Below are 16,009 nucleotides of genomic sequence, written 5' to 3'. Positions count from 1 at the left end.
CGGGACGCTGCGCGGCCTCAACTTTTCCGCAGGAGTATCCATGGAAGAAGCCTTGAAAGAATTTAACGCCTGGGCTCCCAAGCTGGTCGACCTGGGCCTCAATCTGGCGGTTGCGCTGCTGATCCTCATCATCGGCTGGTGGGTGTCGTCGCTGCTGGGCAGTTGGGTCCGCCGCGCCGCGACGCGCTCCAAGAAGATCGATCCGACCATCGTGCCCATGTTCTACAGCACGGTGGTCTGGACGGTGCGCATCTTCACCGTGATTGCGGTGCTGGCGCGTTTCGGGGTGCAGACGGCCAGCCTGATCGCCGTGCTGGGCGCAGCCGGCCTGGCCGTGGGCCTGGCCTTGCAAGGCACGCTGCAGAACATCGCCGCCGGCATCATGCTGTTGATCCTGCGCCCGATACGCGCGGGCGAATACGTGGCGCTCAGCACCGGCGTGGACGGCACGGTGGAAGAGGTCGGCCTCTTCCTGACGCGCCTGATCCAGGTCGACGGCATCCATCTGACCTTGCCCAACAGCACGGTGTGGAACGCCACGATCACCAACTACAGCCGCAACAAGACGCGCCGCCTGGATATCCCGGTGCCGGTGCGCTATGGCGACAACCTGGAAGTGGTGGTGGCCAAGCTGCGCGCCATCGTCGACGCACGGCCGGAAACGCTGAAGGATCCCGAGCCGCTGGTGAAGGTGGTCGACTACAAGGAGAACGGCGTGGTCGTGAATGTGCGGGTATGGACCGAGTCGGCCAAGTACTGGGACCTGCGCTGGGGCCTGTACCAGGACATCCGCAAGTCGCTGGAAGACGCGGGCTTCCAGCCGCCGATCCCCATGCGCGAGATCCAGAACGCCAAGCCGGGAGCCGCGGCCTGAAGCAGGTGGCCTTCCCTGGAATGACAATGGGCGCCCCGCTGGGCGCCCCTTTTTTTTGCCGGCGGCAAGCAGGTCTCAGGCCTGCATCGACAGGCGCGCCAGTTCGTTCTTGATCCAACCGGCGATTTCGCGCTGGCGCTGGGCCGGCATGCGGTCGATGATGGCCGTGACGCTGACCGCCAGGATAGGCGCGCCCTGCGCGTCCAGCAGCGCGCAGCCCACGCCGAGCGCGCCGCGCACCGCGTGGTTGCCCACCACGGAATAGCCGCGGGCGCGGGTGTTTTCGATCAGGCGGAACATTTCCTGCGGCGTCATGCCGCCGTATTCGTCCAGCCGGCCCGAGTTGCGCTCGACGATGCCGCGCGCAACGTCGTCGGGCAGGGCGGCCAGCAAGGCCATGCCGCCCGATCCCACCCCCAGCGGCTGGCGCTTGCCGGCGTAGGTGGCCAGGATCTGCACCGGATAGCTGCCGATCTCGCGATGCAGGCTGATGGAGTCGTCCTCTTCGCGCACTACCAGGAATACCGCGTCGCCGGTGCGATCGGCCAGGCGCCGCAGCACGGGCAGCAGCTGGCGCACGCGCGGGTCGCGCGAGCGCGTGTCCGGGTCCACCGCCAACTGGGCGCGGTACTTCTTGGTGCCGGTCACGGCCAGCACCAGCCCGGCATCCAGCAGGGCGGCCAGCAGGCGGTAGATGGTGGGACGCTGTATGCCCGTGAGGCGGGCGATATCGGTCACGCTCAGGCCGTCAGGGCCCTGGTCCCGCAGGGCGGCCAGGACGGCCAATCCGCGCCGCAATGTGCGTGGGCCCGCGGCCGCGGCGTCGCTATCTTGCATGAAAATCTCTGAAAACTCGGGTTATTACGGAATATTCAAGGGAAAACCACTGTCCGTGCTGTGGACTCTACCTTGATGCAGTGCATGTGTATAGCTCAGAATGCTGCATCGAACAATTCAAATCGTCCATTCAATGGACAGTACCTGCACGGAGACTCTATGACTACAGGTCAAAAGCCTGGACTGCGGCGCATTGCCGCCACCCTTCTGGCTACCGCCGCAAGCGCATTCGCAATGGGTTCGGCCCAGGCCGCCTATCCCGACAAGCCCGTCCGCATCGTGGTCGGTTTTTCCGCCGGCGGCACCACTGACGTGATCGCCCGCATCATGGCCAAGGAGCTGACCGAAAGCCTCGGCCAGTCCTTCGTGGTCGAGAACAAGCCGGGCGCCGGCAGCAATATCGCCACCGACCAGGTAAAGCGCGCAGACCCCGACGGCTACACGCTGCTGTTCGTGGCCGTGACCAGCGCCATCAACCAGACGCTGTACAAGAACGTCAATTTCGACCTGACCAAGGATTTCACGCCGGTGGCGCTGGGCGCCAAGGTGCCGAACATCCTGGTGGTGAACCCGACAGTGCCCGTGAAATCGGTGCAGGAACTGGTGGACTACGCCAAGAAGAATCCCGGCAAGCTGGCGTTCGCCTCGTCCGGCAGCGGCACGTCCATCCACATGGCGGGCGAGCTCTTCAAGATGCAGACCGGCATCGACGTGCTGCACGTGCCCTACAAGGGCAGCGCGCCGGCCGTGACCGACCTGATCGGCGGCCAGGTGCAGTTCATGTTCGACAACATGCCGTCGGCCTGGCCCCACGTGCAGTCGGGCAAGCTGCGCGCCCTGGCCGTGACCACGACCGAGCGCTCCAAGAGCGCGCCTGACGTGCCGACCATGAAGGAATCCGGTTTCGCCAACTTCGACGTGTCTTCGTGGTTCGGCCTGATCGCGCCCGCCGGCACGCCGCCGGAAGTCGTCAACAAGCTCAACGCCGCCATGGTCAAGGCCCTGGACAAGCCCGAAGTGCAGCTCAGCTTCGAGAAGCTGGGCGCCGTGGGCGTGAAGACGACGCCGGCCGAATTCGGCCAGTTCATCAAGTCGGAAGTGGAAGGCTGGGCCCCCGTGGTCAAGGCCTCGGGCGCCAAGGTGGACTGATGTTCGATTGCCGGGCGGCAAGCCGCCCGGCAAACCTTGCTGGGGGACAGGCGTAAGCCTGCGCCCCTATTTTTTTGCCCCGCCGTTGCGGCGCGCCGTGGCCAGCATGGCGGTGCAGACACCGCGCATCATGTCCACCTCGTCGCGGCTCAGCGCAAGGCGGGAGTACAGGTGCCGCATGCGCGGCATCAGCTTCTTGGGGTGGGCAGGATCCAGGAACTGCACGCCGACCAGCGCTTCTTCCCAGTGCGCCAGGAAGGCCTGCACTGCCTCGCCCGAAGCCGGCGCCGCGCCGCGCGGCGCCTCTTGCGCGGTGGAGGCCGGCAGCAGCGCCGCGCCCTGGTCCACCAGCAGCGCGTAGCGCAGCTCCCAGGCGGCCAGCTGCAGGGCCTGGGCCACGTTCAACGAGCTGTACTCAGGATTGGCAGGGATATGGCAGATGCGATGGCACAGCGCGATCTGGGCGTTGGTGAGCCCGGCGCGTTCGGTGCCCAGCACCACGGCGGCCACGCCTTCGGCCGTTTCGCCCAGGTGGGCGCGGGCCAGTTCGGCCGCCTGGCGGATGTCGCAGGGCGGGGGGCCCAGGTCGCGTACCCGCGCGGTCAGCGCGAATGCCATGGTGACCGGGGCCAGCGCTTCTTCCAGGGACCCGTAAATGCGGGCATTTTCCAGCACGTCCAGCGCGCCGCTGGCGAGCGCCACGGCCTCCGGCTGGCTTGTTACATCTGGAAATTTAGGCTCGACCAGAACCAGTTCGGAGAAGCCCATCGTCTTGATGGCGCGGGCCGCCGAACCCACGTTTCCGGGGTGGCTGGGGTTCACCATAACGAAGCGAACACGTGAAAATGCTTGAGTCATTTAAAATGGCACGTTTGGCTTAGTGCCTTCCTGGTTTTTTGGGTCGATTTCCCCCTGTCGGGGAACGGCGGACCGGGGGGCGGCAAGCGGCCTATCATCAAGCCAACTCATCGCATTCGTACGGAATTTTATGCACCCGATGCTCAACATCGCCATCAAGGCGGCCCGGCGTGCCGGCACCATTATCAACCGTGCCAGCATGGATTTGGAACGACTCAGCGTGGCTCGCAAGGGGCCGCGGGATTATGTCACGGAAGTCGATCGCGCCGCCGAGGAGTCGATCGTCGAGACGCTGCGCGCGGCTTACCCGGACCACGCCGTGCTGGGCGAGGAATTCGGCCTGCAAGGCCCCGAGCAGGCGGAATTCCAGTGGATCATCGATCCCCTGGATGGCACCACCAACTTCATCCACGGCCTGCCCAACTACGCCGTGTCGATCGCGCTGACGCAGCGCGGCCAGGTCACGCAGGCGGTCATCTATGACCCGACCCGCAATGAACTGTTCACGGCCAGCCGTGGCAGCGGCACCTTCCTGAACGACCGCCGCGTGCGCGTCTCGGGCCGTACCCGCTACCACGAGGCCCTGCTGGGCGCGCACTGGCCCAACTCCGGCGATCCGGAACAAGGCTCCGCGCGTTTCCGCCAGATGGCCGAAGGCAGCACCGGCGTGCGCCGCCTGGGCTCCACCGTGCTGGACCTGGCCTACGTGGCCTGCGGCCGCCTGGACGGCTTCTGCGGCGTGGGCCTGAAGGCCTGGGACCTGGCGGCAGGCAGCCTGATGGTGCTGGAAGCCGGCGGTCTGGTGGCCGACTTCGACGGCGAGCAAGGCTGGATGGACAGCGGCAACGTGCTGGCCGCCAGCCCCAAGATCTTCACGCAGATGCTGTCCTCGCTGAATCCGCCTTCGGCGGCTTGAAGCGGAACGCTTCCGCCAGAATGAAATAAACCGGCCATGGCCGGTTTTTTCATGCGCGGGCGCAGGCTCAGCCGGCCTGACCCTGTAATACCAACTGCCCATCCTCCGCCACAAACCACGCGCGCAGCCCCAGCTCCCGCACCACCGCCTGCGTCGTTTCCAGCGGCATGTTCGAGAAAGCCGTCGATAGGGCATCGGCCATGGTCGCGGACGGCGCCATGACGGACACGCTCAGGTATCGCGGCCGCGCGCGGCCGGTGCGAGGATCGAACAGATGCGTGTACCGGCCCGCGGGGTCGATGGCGGTGCCATAGCCGCCGGAAGTCGCCAGGGCCTGGTTCGTCATGCTGGCGCTTGCGAGCAGGCGCGCTGGATCGCGCGGGTCGGCGATGCCGACCTTCCAGGGCTGCGGCGTAGCGCTGCCGTCCAGCCCCTGTATTTCGCCCATGTCTACCAGCGCCCGTTCCAGCCCGCCGCGCCTGAGCAGATCGGTGACGCGGTCGGTGATGTAGCCCTGGGCGATGCCGTTGAGCGTGATGCCCATGCCCGGCCGCAGCAGTTCGATGCGGCTGTCGTCCAGCATCACGTCGGCATGCGACACGCGCGATAGCGCCTGCGCGATGGCCTGGGCCGGCGGACCGTCGGCGGCGGCGCCGGGCTGCGAGAAGTGTTCGGCATACAGCTGCCACAGCGGCTGCACGGTGGGATCGAACATGCCTGAGGTCAATTCGCTGTAGCGCCGGCTTTCGCTCAAGAGCCGCAGCAAGTCGGCCGGCGGATTGTCCAGGAAGCCCTGGCGGTTCAAACGCGAAAGCGCGCTGTCGTCGCGATAGAGGCTGAAGATGGCTTCCAGCCGCCGCAGTTCCTGCAAGGACTGAGCGATCAGGCGCTGGGCCGCTGCGGCGTCGGGATGGTAGAGACGCAGCTCGGCATCGGCCCCCAGCGCCGTGCCTTGCCAGGTGATGGGTGCAATCGAGGCGGCGGCGCGGCGCGCGGCGACGGGGGCCAGTGCCAGCGCGCTGGCTGCGGCGGCGATGCCGATGAAACGGCGGCGGGTAGGGTTCATGGCGATAGGCCTGTAGAGGCGCGGGCTATTGGGCGAAGACATAGCTTTCCGGCACGTCGGCAAAGGTGACGACGCGGCCGCCGTGGGTATCGGCGAAAGCCTGCGCATGGTCGCGGCGGGAGAAGGGGATGGCATCTTCGGCGCCCATGCCGCCGATGTAGCGGCCTTCGATGACGTAGTACGCCTGCCGCGCGTCGATCCAGGCCGCCGGGTCCGGCGCGCCGCCCGCGCCCGCGGTGGACATGTCGTTGACGTAGATGGCGCTGATGCCCTTGGGTTCTTCGGGCAGCAGGGTGTAGGCGAAGACCTGCTTGATCGAGGAGAACCACACGGGCGCGGCCTGCCCCTTGACGAATATCTGTCCCTTGGGACCGTTGTGTTCGCTCAGCGCCATGCCGCAGTAATGGCCGACGGACTCCGTCGTCACGGCCTGCGGCGGAGGCGCGGTTTCGGGCGCGGCGCCGCTGCCGCAGCCCGCGGCCAGCAGCACGATGGAGGTGGCCAGCATGAGTCGCAGGGATTTCATAGCGGTTTGTTCCTGAAAGCGGCGGTCGCCAGCAGGAACGGCACGGCGATCCACAGCAGCAGCGCCGTGACCAGCGCGGCGAGCGGCAGGCTGGCCTGGTCGCTCACGCCCGCCATGCCGGCATACAGCGAAATGTTCTCGAAGCCCGTCAGGTTGAGCAGGCGGTATACGTCGGACGGGTTGAGCAGCAGCAGCGCGTTGAGCAGGCCGGGGCTGACGTGGCGGCCCTGGTCGGCCGCCAGCACGCCCAGCAGCGCCATGTCGTAGATCACCACGAAGAACAGCCAGACGCCGACGGCGATGCCGGCGGCCGTGGCGCGCTCGCGCACCAGCGAACTGATCAGGTAGCCCATGGCGAGAAAGCTCGCGCCCAGCAGCACGCTGGCGCCGATCAATAGGGCGAACGGCTGCCAGGCGCTGGGGTCCAGGCCGCCGTAGGCCCATTGCAGCGCCAGCCCGGCGGAACCGTAGCCCGCGCCCGTGGCCAGCGCCAGGATGGCCAGGTGGCCGATGAATTTGCCGATCAATACCTGGCCGCGCGAAACCGGGTAGCTGAGCAGCAGCGCCATCGTGCCCCGGTCGACCTCGCCGACCACGGCGTCATAGGCCAGCAGCATGGCAATGAGCGGCACCAGGAAGATCGACAGGCTGGACAGGCTGACCACCGTGACGGTCAGCGGCTCGGCCTTGACGGTGCCCGTGGGCGAGCTGCCCAAAAGGCCTAGCGCCAGCGCCAGCGCGGCCAGCAGCAGGGCGGTCGCCAGCACCCAGCGATTGCGCAGGCCGTCGCGGATTTCCTTGCCGATGATGGTGCATACCGCGTTCATACGTCTTCCCGTTCAAGCAGATGTGCATAGATGTCGTCCAGGCCCGGGACCTGGATGTCGAGGTCGGCGATGGCCGACGACAGTGCGCCGATGCCGCGGATCGCTTCGACCTTGCCGCTCTCGGGGCAGGCCAGTTCAAAGCGCCCGGCATCGATGCGGCGCCAATCGCCGCCGGGCGGCGGCGCGCTGGCATCGGCAAAGGTCAGACGGATGCGGATGGGCAGCCCGGTGGAGCGCCGCAGCGCCGACATCGCGCCGTCGGCGATCTTTTTTCCCGCCTTCATCACGACGATGCGGTCCGCATGGCCGGCCAGTTCGGACAGGGCGTGCGTGCTCAGCAGTATCGTGGCGCCGGCCGCGCGCAGTTCGTGGACGATGTCGTAGAACATCAGGCGCGACGCGGGGTCCAGGCCGGTGGTGGGCTCGTCGAACAGCAGCACGCGGGGCTGGCCCAGCAGCGCCTGCGCCAGCGCCAGGCGCTGCCGCATGCCCTTGGAGTAGCCGCCCACGCGGCGGCGCGCGGCGCCGGCGATGCCGACCTTCTCCAGCAGCGCGGCGTTGCCCGACAGCGGCTGGCGCTTGAGCCTGGCGTAGAACGCCAGGGTTTCCTCGCCGGTCATCGAGGGATGCAGCGCCACGGTCTCGGGCAGGTAGCCGATCCGGCCGCGCAGGCGCGCCGCGGCGGGGCTGTGCGCGTCCTGGCCGAAGATCGCGACGCGGCCGCGGGTGGGACGTATCAGGCCCAGGATGAGCTTGATCATCGTGCTCTTGCCGGCGCCATTGTGTCCGGCGAGCGCAACGCATTCGCCTTCGCGCAGCTGCAGGTCCAGGCCGTCGATGGCCTGATGCGCGCCATAGTGCTTGCTGACGCCGGTAAGCGCCACCAGGTCGGTGCTCATGGGGATTCCTTGGTGCTTGCGGTGGGCGGAGGCTGCATCAGCGGGGCGCTGTCGATCACGCCGCCTGGCAGGATGGCGGGAAACTGCGACTGGGCCCAGCGCACGATGGAAATCGACGGGCTGTTCAGCAGGATGCGGGCCGCCGGCGCGCGCCACAGCAACTGGTCGACCACGTCGTTCGGCCGGTAGGCGGTGTCGGCGATGCCGTCGCCGTCCAGGTCGAACGCGGTGTTGTCGCTCCAGTAATTGCCGCGCCCGTCCACCGACCAGTCCAGTGTGCGCGTGCCCACGTACTTCACCTGGTTGCGGTTGTTGATGAAGGCGTTGCCCGAGATCCGGTTGCCTTCGGACCCGGCCGTGAAATGCACGCCGATGTCGCAGTTGGAGAAATGGTTGTCCAGGAAGGTGTTGCGGTTGGCGTTGTAGATGAACACGCATTTCCCGGCGCGGTCCACCGTGTTGTTGGCGATCGTGGAATGGTTGGCGTAGTTCAGCATCAGGCCCTGCTCCTGGCTGTCCAGCGCGACGTTGTCGCGCACCACCAGCCGGTGCGAATACATGATGGCGTAGGCGATGTCGGTGCCAGTGGATACGTTGCCGCTGATCTCGCTATCGTTGGTGTACATGTAGTGCACCGCGTAGCGCAGGTCGTGGAAGCGGTTGCCGCTGAACGTGTTGAGCTTGCTGGTGTTGACGAAGATGCCATCGCGGCCGGCGGATATGTCGTTGTCCAGCACGCGCGTGCCTGGCGTGTTCCACAGCGTCACGCCGTTGCCTCTCTCGGCCACGCGCAGCTCCTTGTTGCCCACGATGCGGTTGCCGCGGACGGTAGCGTCGGCTGGCCCCCAGACGTGCACGCCGACCAGGTTGTCCAGGACGTCGTTGCGCTCCACCAGCGCGCGGTGCGCCTCGCGGTCCAGGAAGATGCCGGCGTCCATGTCGGACAGGCTCAGGCCGGAACGCGTGACGGTCAGGTTGCGCAGCGACACGTCCGCGGCCGTGACCCAGACGGTGCGCCCCTGGCGCGTGCCGGCGATGACGGCCGAACGGTCCTGGGGGCCTTCCAGCGTCAGGGGCTTGTCGATGACGATGCCGCCGGCGTAGGAGCCGGGCGCCAGCCGCAGCACGTCGCCGGCCGCGGCAGAGGCGATCGCCGCCGTCAGGTCGGCGCCCGCGGCGATCTCCACGGTCGCCGCGGCCGCCGCGCCCGACAGCGCCAGCCCGGCGGCCGCCAGCAGCGCGGCGCCGGCGGTCCTGCTTGCGCTCATCCCAAGGATTGCGGCGAGCTTCATATGCGCTACGCGGTCTTCTTGGGATGGACGACCATCTGGCCGGACATCTCCATGTGCAGGGCGTGGCAAAACCACTGGCAGTAGTACCAATACACGCCCGGCCGGTCCGCCGTGAAGGTGACCGAGGATGTGGCCTGCGGCCCGATCTCCATGGCGATGCCATGGCCTTCGAGCGTGAAGCCGTGCGTCAGGTCCTCGATCACTTCCATGTTCGTGACCACCACGGTGACCTCGTCGCCCTGGTTGACCTCGAACTTCTTGATGCTGAACATGGGCGCGACCGCCATCATGTACACGCGCACCTTGTTGCCGTCGCGCACGACCTTGGCCGCATCGTCCAGCGAAACGCCGTCCTTCTTGGCCATCTGGCGGGCGTCTTCCCACATCGGGTCGTCGCGCTTCCAGACGCTTACCGGATGGACCTTGGAGCGGTGCACCAGGCACATGTCATGCGGCTCGGCGAAGCTGGGGCCGTCATGCACCAGTTTCATCTCGTCGCCGGAAATGTCGATGAGCTGGTCGTTCTCGGGCTTGAGCGGGCCGACGTTAAGGAAACGGTCCTTCGAGAACTTGTTCAGCGACACCAGCCATTTGCCGTCGGCCTCGCGGGTCTCGCCCATGGTCGAATGGTTGTGACCGGGCTGATAGTGCACGTCCAGCTTCTGGATGATCGGGTCGACCTTTTCGCCCTTGTAGGCGCGCTTTGCCTTGTCGATGTTCCACTTGACCATCTGGCTGTCGATGAACAGCGTAGTGTAGGCGTTGCCGCGGCCGTCGAACGCCGTGTGCAGCGGCCCCAGGCCCAACTGCGGCTCCGCCACCACGCAGTCGCGCGGCTTGATCTTGTCGTCGAACAGATCGTCCAGCGTGCGCACGTCCAGCACCGTGACGGTGGGCGAGAGCTTGCCGTTGAGCACCAGGTGGATGCCGTCGGGCGCGGCGTTGCAGCCGTGCGGCGAGTTCGGCACGGGGATGTAGCGGGTGTACTTGGAACCGTGTCGTCCGTCGACGACCGGCACGCCGCCCATCATCTTGAAGTCGCCATTCTTGACGGCTTCCTCGATGCGCTTGATGTTGAACACCACGACCCAGTCCTGCTCGTTGGCCGAGGCTTCTTCCACCGTGACGCCCTTCTCCGAGTTGTAGCAGGTGGAGAACGAGTACTTGCCCTGGTAGTCGGCGTCGCCGTTGTCCAGGTTGCCGTCGACCAGCACCTGCCAGGCGACCTTCATGGTGTCGCCGTCCAGGGCGGTGTAGATGGCGAAGAAGTTCTTCTTGGGATCGTCCGTCACCTTGCCGTCGTTGGGCAGCGGGATGATGTGCTCGCCGTTGGCGAAAACGTAGCCCGTGCGCGGGTAGCGCTGCGGCCGCAGGCCATGCACGCCGGAGACGTTGGGCAGCTCGGTGATCTTGTCCGTCTTCATTACATCCAGGCGGATGCGCGCGACGCGGTTGTTGGCCTTGTCGTTGATGAACAGATAGCGGCCGTCGTAGGTGCGGTCGGTGAAGGACAGGTGCGGGTGGTGCGCGTCGCCGTTGATGAAGACGCCCCCCTTGTCCTTCAGGTATTCGCGGGTTTCGGGCGTGAGGCCTTCGGTCAGGATCTTGCGGCTTTCATTGGTGCGGCCCCAGCCGGTGGCGCTGCAATGGTTGAAGACCGGGATGCGCACCAGTTCGCGCATGGAGGGCAGCCCCAGCACGCGCACCTCGCCCGACTGGCCGCTGGAATTGAAGGCATAGTATTCGTCCAGCTCGCCGGGCGCGACGTGGCCCAGCACGCCGTTCGCGCCGCCCTTTGCATCCTTGCCGTGGGCGGTGGAGATCTGCGCCCCGGCCACCAGGCCGGCGGCGCCCGTGATGGCTGCGGTGCCGAGGAAGCTGCGGCGGGTGAGGCCGGCCTTGTCGGGATTCTTGTCTGACATGGATAACTCCTTGGTAGGGACGGCGCCCCGGGCGCCGCGGTGCGGAAAGCGGGATCAGGCGCCAGGTTCGCTATTCGGATTCGGCGCGCGGTGCATGACGATGACCTGCTCGGCGGGTTCGGCGGCGGGCGCGCGGCGGCGCTCCCGCTTGGCCTTCTTCTGGATCAGGTGTGGGCACTTCTGTTCGTGGTGGTAGAGCATCTGGCAGTGCAGGCATTGGATGCACTCGTTCGGATTGATCCCGCCGGTGGGGTCGATCGCCTGTACCGGACATTCGAGATTGCAGCGTTGACAGGGATTGCCGCAGTCGCGGTAGCGGCGCAGCCAGTTGAAGATGCGCAGCCGCGCAGGGATTGCCAGCGCGGCCCCCAGCGGACAGAGATAGCGGCAGAAGAAGCGCTCCACGAACAGGCCGGCGGCCAGCAGCGTCACGGCGAATGCGACGAACGGCCAGTAGCGCATGAAGCGCAGGATGATCGCGGTCTTGAAGGGTTCGACCTCGGACAACTGTTCGGCCAGCGCCAGGTCGTACAAGGAGAAGCCGAACAGCAGCAGGAAGATTACGTACTTCAGGGTCGACAGGCGCTGGTTCACGCCGTGGCTGATCTTGAGCTGGCGCACACCCAGGCGGCGGGCGACGCGGTTGCTGAGTTCCTGCAGCGCGCCGAAGGGGCATAACCAGCCGCAGAAGGCGCCGCGGTTCCAGAAGACCATGGAGATGGCCGTGGCGCACCACAGGATGAACACCAGCGGGTCCATCAGGAAGTACTCCCAGCGGAAGTCGCTGCGCATGGCCGAAAAGAAAGTCAGAACGTTGACCACCGAGAGCTGGGCCTGGCCGTACCAGCCGATCCAGAACAGTGCGAACGCCAGGAACGCCAGCCGCAGGCGGTCGTGCAGCAGCGGACGGCTGGCGAGCTGGTCCTGGAAGAAGAAGACGCCCACCAGCACCAGCAGCGCCACCGTCAGCACGGCGACCTGGCCGGCCTTGCCGCGCCAGATCTGTTTCCATAGCGCGGGCGCGGCGTCTTCTTCCTGCGCAGTCTGGGCAGGGGCGGCTTGATCGGCAGTCGGCGGGGGCGCGGTGGATGCCTGCGCGCCCGCCACCGGCCGGGTATAGGCCGCCGGCAGTTCATAGCTCAGGTCGAAGGTGACGAAGGCCTTGTCGCTGACGCTGAGCACGCGTTGCACCATCAGCTGCAGGCGCCAGGGCGCGACCGGATCCAGCGCGGCGTCCTCGGGCACGACGAACAGGGCTACTTCGCGGAACGCGGGCGCGCCCTGCGCGGCCACGTCGGCCAGGCGCTGGTGATTGCGGTCGCGGAAGCGGAAGCTGCTTTCATCCTGGATGATCTCGATGCGGTCGAAGATGCCGCCGCGCACGTAGCCCGAGCCCTTGAACGAGTAGGCGCCGTTGCCGGCCACCAGCACGGCCTGCTGGCCGGGCTTGAGCCTCTCCTGCAGGCGCTGCCATTCCGTGTCGCCCAGCAGGCTGCGGCCGATCGCGGGTACGCTGACCAGCGCGGCGTACAGGTCGATGAAGCCGTCCGCGTCCGTGCTGCCTTCTGTATTGGCTGCGGCGTCGTTCCTGCCCGATGCGCGGAAGGCCTGGTTCACGTCTTCCGGGTTCAGCCGCAGATTGCGCACCGCTCCGGCATCCAGCAGGTCCTGCCAGGACTGGACGGCATCGCGCGCATCGTCCACGACGCGGGCGGCAACGGGCGTGGCCGACGGCGCCACCGTGGCGGTCTTGTCGATGCCATGGGCGCGCGCCACGGCGATGGCCGAGCGCGTGATGCTGTCGCCGATCACCATCAGCGTGACGGTCGCGCCGCTGATGATGTCCACGGGCGGCGGGGCGCCATGGCGGGGAGGGGAGTCCACGAAGTTCAGCCCGACGTAGCCGCTGATGAAATGGTCGACCTTGGACTGCGGAATGCCGATGAGCACGATGGGCTCGTGGTGCTCCACGAGGCGCGCGCCGACGATGCGTCCGTCGTTGGCCAGGCCGACCAGCACGTCGATGGGCTTGCTGGAGTAGCCGCGGGTGTTGACGACGTCGGACGTCAGATAGACCACGCCCAATTGGCGCGTGCCCGCATACACCTTGGCAACCATGGGCTTGCCGGCGGGCGGGTCGGCGCGGTCCGCGCCGGGGAAGATCTGTCCGATGGGGATGCTGCCCAGGAAATCCGGCAGGCGTTGGGCCTGAGCGGCGCTGAAGACCTGCGAGCACAGCAGCAGCAAGAAAAGAAAGACTGCATGCACGAACCACTTGTACCGACTGAACCCGCGCCCCGCCGCTGTGCTGCCTTGCATTTTCGTACTCTGCTGATTGTGTTTGTTTGCAGGCATCCTAAGAATGCTTGGCATCGGTCGTATTGCGGTTTGTCAATCGGCGTACGCGCGCGGACCGTGCGGAGGCAATGCCCCTGCGTTCTGTAGGGGATATCCCCGTTTTGGAGAGGTTGAACGAGGCGCTATTGACGCCGGTCAATAGCGCGCTTTGCGCTGCGCCATAGACTTGTGCGTGGCGGCAGCGACGCTAGGCATGTGCCTCGCGCGTGTCGGAAGAGCCGCCAACGTTTACGGAGAATCTCCATGCTGGCAAAAGCCACCCTCGCCATCGCCCTGTCCGCAGCCAGCCTGCCCGCGTTGGCCGCTCAGTGCGAAGCAACCATAGAAAGCAACGACGCCATGCAGTACAACCTGAAGGAAATGGTTGTCGACAAAAGCTGCAAGCAATTCACCGTGCATCTCAAGCACGTCGGCAAAATGGCCAAGGTCGCCATGGGCCACAACTGGGTGCTGACCAAGGAAGCCGACAAGACGGCCGTGGCCACCGACGGCATGAACGCCGGCCTGCCGCAGGATTACGTCAAGGCGGGAGACACCCGCGTCATCGCCCACACCAAGGTCATCGGCGGCGGCGAGTCGGATTCGGTTACGTTCGACGTTTCCAAGCTCACCCCGGGCGAGGCCTATGCCTACTTCTGCTCGTTCCCGGGCCACTGGGCCATGATGAAGGGCACGCTCAAGCTCAGCGACTGATTGGCTGTCCTGGACCTGAAAGCCGGCTGCAAGCCGGTTTTTTTTTGTCCGCTCCGGCAATGGCGCCAGACCCCGGATGTCCTGGTTCTACAGGCCTAAACCGCGTGCGCCTCAGGCATAAGGACGGGGTTCGTCACCGGCGTGTCACGGATTTTCCATGTACGATTACCGGTCGTGTAACTTCTGGAGCTCCTGATGGAGTGGCTGCTGGACCCTACTGCGTGGGTCGGCTTGCTTACCCTGGTCGTCCTTGAGATCGTCCTGGGGATCGATAACCTGATTTTCATCGCCATCCTGGCGGACAAGCTGCCCCCTGCGCAACGCGACCGCGCGCGCATCATGGGCCTGAGCCTGGCGCTCATCATGCGTCTAGGCCTCTTGTCGGTCATGTCATGGCTGGTCACGCTGACCACCCCCCTGTTTTCCATCGGCCCGCTGTCGTTCTCGGGCCGCGACCTGATCCTGATGATCGGCGGCCTGTTCCTGCTGTTCAAGGGCACGATGGAACTGCATGAGCGCCTGGAGGGCTCCCAGCACGGCGGCTCATCGGGGCCGCGCGTGTACGCGAGCTTCTGGGTGATCGTCACGCAGATCGTGGTGCTGGACGCGGTGTTCTCGCTGGACTCGGTCATCACCGCGGTCGGCATGGTGGACCACCTGGCCATCATGATGATTGCCGTGATCATCGCCATCGGCATCATGCTGCTGGCGTCCAAGCCGCTGACGCGCTTCGTCAACGCCCACCCCACGGTGGTGGTGCTGTGCCTGGGCTTCCTGCTCATGATCGGCTTTTCGCTGCTGGCTGAAGCCTTCGGCTTCAAGGTGCCCAAGGGCTACCTGTACGCGGCTATCGGCTTCTCGGTCGCCATCGAGGCGCTCAACCAGGTGGCGCGCCGCAACCTGCTCAAGCTGGATGCGCGCCGGCCGATGCGCGAACGTACCGCTTCCGCCGTGCTGCGCATGCTGGGCAAGCGTCCGCCTGCCGACGAACCCGACCTGCCCAGCGCGAACGGCCCGGCCATCCCGGCTTTCGGGGTCGAGGAGCGCAATATGGTCAGCGGCGTGTTGACCCTGGCCGAGCGGTCGATCCGTTCGATCATGACGCCGCGCACGGACGTGTCGTGGATCAACATCGACGACGACCCGGAAACCATCCGCCGCCAGCTGACCGAGGCGCCGCACAGCTTTTTCCCCGTTTGCCGGGGTTCCCTGGACGAGGTGCTGGGCATCGGCCGCGCCAAGGATCTGGTGGCCGACCTGATCACCGAGGGCAGGGTGCGCCGCAACCGTCTGCGCGACCCCATCATCGTGCACGAGTCCATTGGCATCCTGCGCCTGATGGACACGCTCAAGCGTTCGCGCGGCCAGCTGGTGCTGGTGGCCGACGAGTTCGGCGCCATCGAGGGCCTGGTGACGCCGATCGACGTGTTCGAGGCGATCGCCGGCGAATTCCCCGACGAGGATGAGCTTCCCGACATCGTCGCCGACGGCGAGAACACCTGGAAAATCGACGGCGCGGCTGATCTGCACCATGTCGAGCAGGTGCTGGAAACCGAGGGCCTGGTCGATGACGCCCAGGATTTTTCAACCCTGGCGGGGTATCTGCTGTCGCGCTTCGGGCACCTGCCCAAGCCGGGCGACGTCTGCGAGTACGAGATCCACCACGAGCATTTCCGCTTTGAAGTCCTGGAAATGGACGGCCGCCGCATCGCGCTGGTGCGCGTCGAGAAGCGGCCGCAGGAAATGCTTGCGGACGACGAATCCCTAGCCAACGACTAACTGGACCGACCTG

14 protein-coding genes are annotated in these 16,009 nt (G+C 66.3%); 5 read left to right on the top strand and 9 right to left on the bottom strand.

Annotation, left to right across the window (positions count from 1 at the left end; genetic code table 11):
• Positions 1-40 precede the first annotated feature (40 nt).
• Positions 41-874: a mechanosensitive ion channel family protein gene (locus tag HV793_RS26155; RefSeq protein WP_054453202.1), complete on the top strand. Its 834-nt coding sequence runs from the start codon at positions 41-43 to the stop codon at positions 872-874.
• Positions 875-949: 75 nt separating this feature from the next.
• Here HV793_RS26155 and HV793_RS26150 read toward each other — a convergent pair whose 3' ends face one another.
• Positions 950-1,711 carry an IclR family transcriptional regulator gene (locus HV793_RS26150; RefSeq protein ID WP_054453200.1) on the bottom strand — a complete coding sequence of 254 codons (762 nt, stop codon included), beginning with the start codon at positions 1,709-1,711 and terminating at the stop codon, positions 950-952.
• 159 nt (positions 1,712-1,870) lie between these two features.
• On the opposite strand from HV793_RS26150, the gene HV793_RS26145 reads away from it, so the two are divergent.
• Positions 1,871-2,860: a Bug family tripartite tricarboxylate transporter substrate binding protein gene (locus HV793_RS26145; protein ID WP_175214156.1), complete on the top strand. Its 990-nt coding sequence runs from the start codon at positions 1,871-1,873 to the stop codon at positions 2,858-2,860.
• Between the two features lie 66 nt (positions 2,861-2,926).
• Here the strand turns inward: HV793_RS26145 and HV793_RS26140 are convergent, their stop codons facing one another.
• Positions 2,927-3,718: an RNA methyltransferase gene (locus tag HV793_RS26140; protein ID WP_119450064.1), complete on the bottom strand. Its 792-nt coding sequence runs from the start codon at positions 3,716-3,718 to the stop codon at positions 2,927-2,929.
• A 130-nt stretch (positions 3,719-3,848) separates the two neighbouring features.
• Between HV793_RS26140 and HV793_RS26135 the strand changes: the two genes are divergently transcribed.
• Positions 3,849-4,634 (top strand): inositol monophosphatase family protein, encoded by a 786-nt coding sequence (locus HV793_RS26135; RefSeq protein WP_175181868.1) that lies wholly within the window; start codon positions 3,849-3,851, stop codon positions 4,632-4,634.
• 67 nt (positions 4,635-4,701) lie between these two features.
• On the opposite strand, the gene HV793_RS26130 is transcribed toward HV793_RS26135, so the two are convergent.
• Genes HV793_RS26130 through HV793_RS26100 form a run of 7 tightly spaced genes read right to left on the bottom strand, consistent with a single transcriptional unit; the run spans position 4,702 to position 13,485 of the window.
• Positions 4,702-5,700 carry an FAD:protein FMN transferase gene (locus tag HV793_RS26130; RefSeq protein ID WP_175214155.1) on the bottom strand — a complete coding sequence of 333 codons (999 nt, stop codon included), beginning with the start codon at positions 5,698-5,700 and terminating at the stop codon, positions 4,702-4,704.
• Positions 5,701-5,725: 25 nt separating this feature from the next.
• Positions 5,726-6,226, bottom strand: coding sequence for a nitrous oxide reductase accessory protein NosL (locus HV793_RS26125; RefSeq protein WP_119450062.1), 501 nt, complete (start codon positions 6,224-6,226; stop codon positions 5,726-5,728).
• A complete protein-coding gene (locus HV793_RS26120) occupies positions 6,223-7,053 on the bottom strand; it encodes an ABC transporter permease (protein ID WP_175214154.1) in 831 nt (276 codons plus the stop codon). Before HV793_RS26120 ends, HV793_RS26125 begins: the two co-directional genes overlap by 4 nt.
• Entirely contained in the window at positions 7,050-7,952 is a 903-nt protein-coding gene (locus HV793_RS26115; protein WP_054453189.1) for an ABC transporter ATP-binding protein, read from the bottom strand. Before HV793_RS26115 ends, HV793_RS26120 begins: the two co-directional genes overlap by 4 nt.
• A complete protein-coding gene (locus HV793_RS26110; protein WP_225589090.1) occupies positions 7,949-9,220 on the bottom strand; it encodes a nitrous oxide reductase family maturation protein NosD in 1,272 nt (423 codons plus the stop codon). Before HV793_RS26110 ends, HV793_RS26115 begins: the two co-directional genes overlap by 4 nt.
• A gap of 29 nt (positions 9,221-9,249) precedes the next feature.
• The gene (gene nosZ / locus HV793_RS26105) at positions 9,250-11,166 is read right to left on the bottom strand and encodes a TAT-dependent nitrous-oxide reductase (protein WP_054453182.1); all 1,917 of its coding nucleotides are present in this window, start codon (positions 11,164-11,166) and stop codon (positions 9,250-9,252) included.
• Positions 11,167-11,220: 54 nt separating this feature from the next.
• Positions 11,221-13,485: a NosR/NirI family protein gene (locus tag HV793_RS26100; RefSeq protein ID WP_244958702.1), complete on the bottom strand. Its 2,265-nt coding sequence runs from the start codon at positions 13,483-13,485 to the stop codon at positions 11,221-11,223.
• 282 nt (positions 13,486-13,767) lie between these two features.
• Between HV793_RS26100 and azu the strand changes: the two genes are divergently transcribed.
• The gene (gene azu / locus HV793_RS26095) at positions 13,768-14,217 is read left to right on the top strand and encodes an azurin (protein WP_054453180.1); all 450 of its coding nucleotides are present in this window, start codon (positions 13,768-13,770) and stop codon (positions 14,215-14,217) included.
• A gap of 195 nt (positions 14,218-14,412) precedes the next feature.
• Entirely contained in the window at positions 14,413-15,996 is a 1,584-nt protein-coding gene (locus tag HV793_RS26090) for a TerC family protein (protein WP_054453178.1), read from the top strand.
• Positions 15,997-16,009 lie beyond the last annotated feature (13 nt).

It is taken from the genome of Achromobacter aegrifaciens, assembly GCF_902859965.1.
Lineage (GTDB): Bacteria > Pseudomonadota > Gammaproteobacteria > Burkholderiales > Burkholderiaceae_B > Achromobacter > Achromobacter aegrifaciens.
This window is presented reverse-complemented; position numbering and strand designations above follow the sequence as displayed.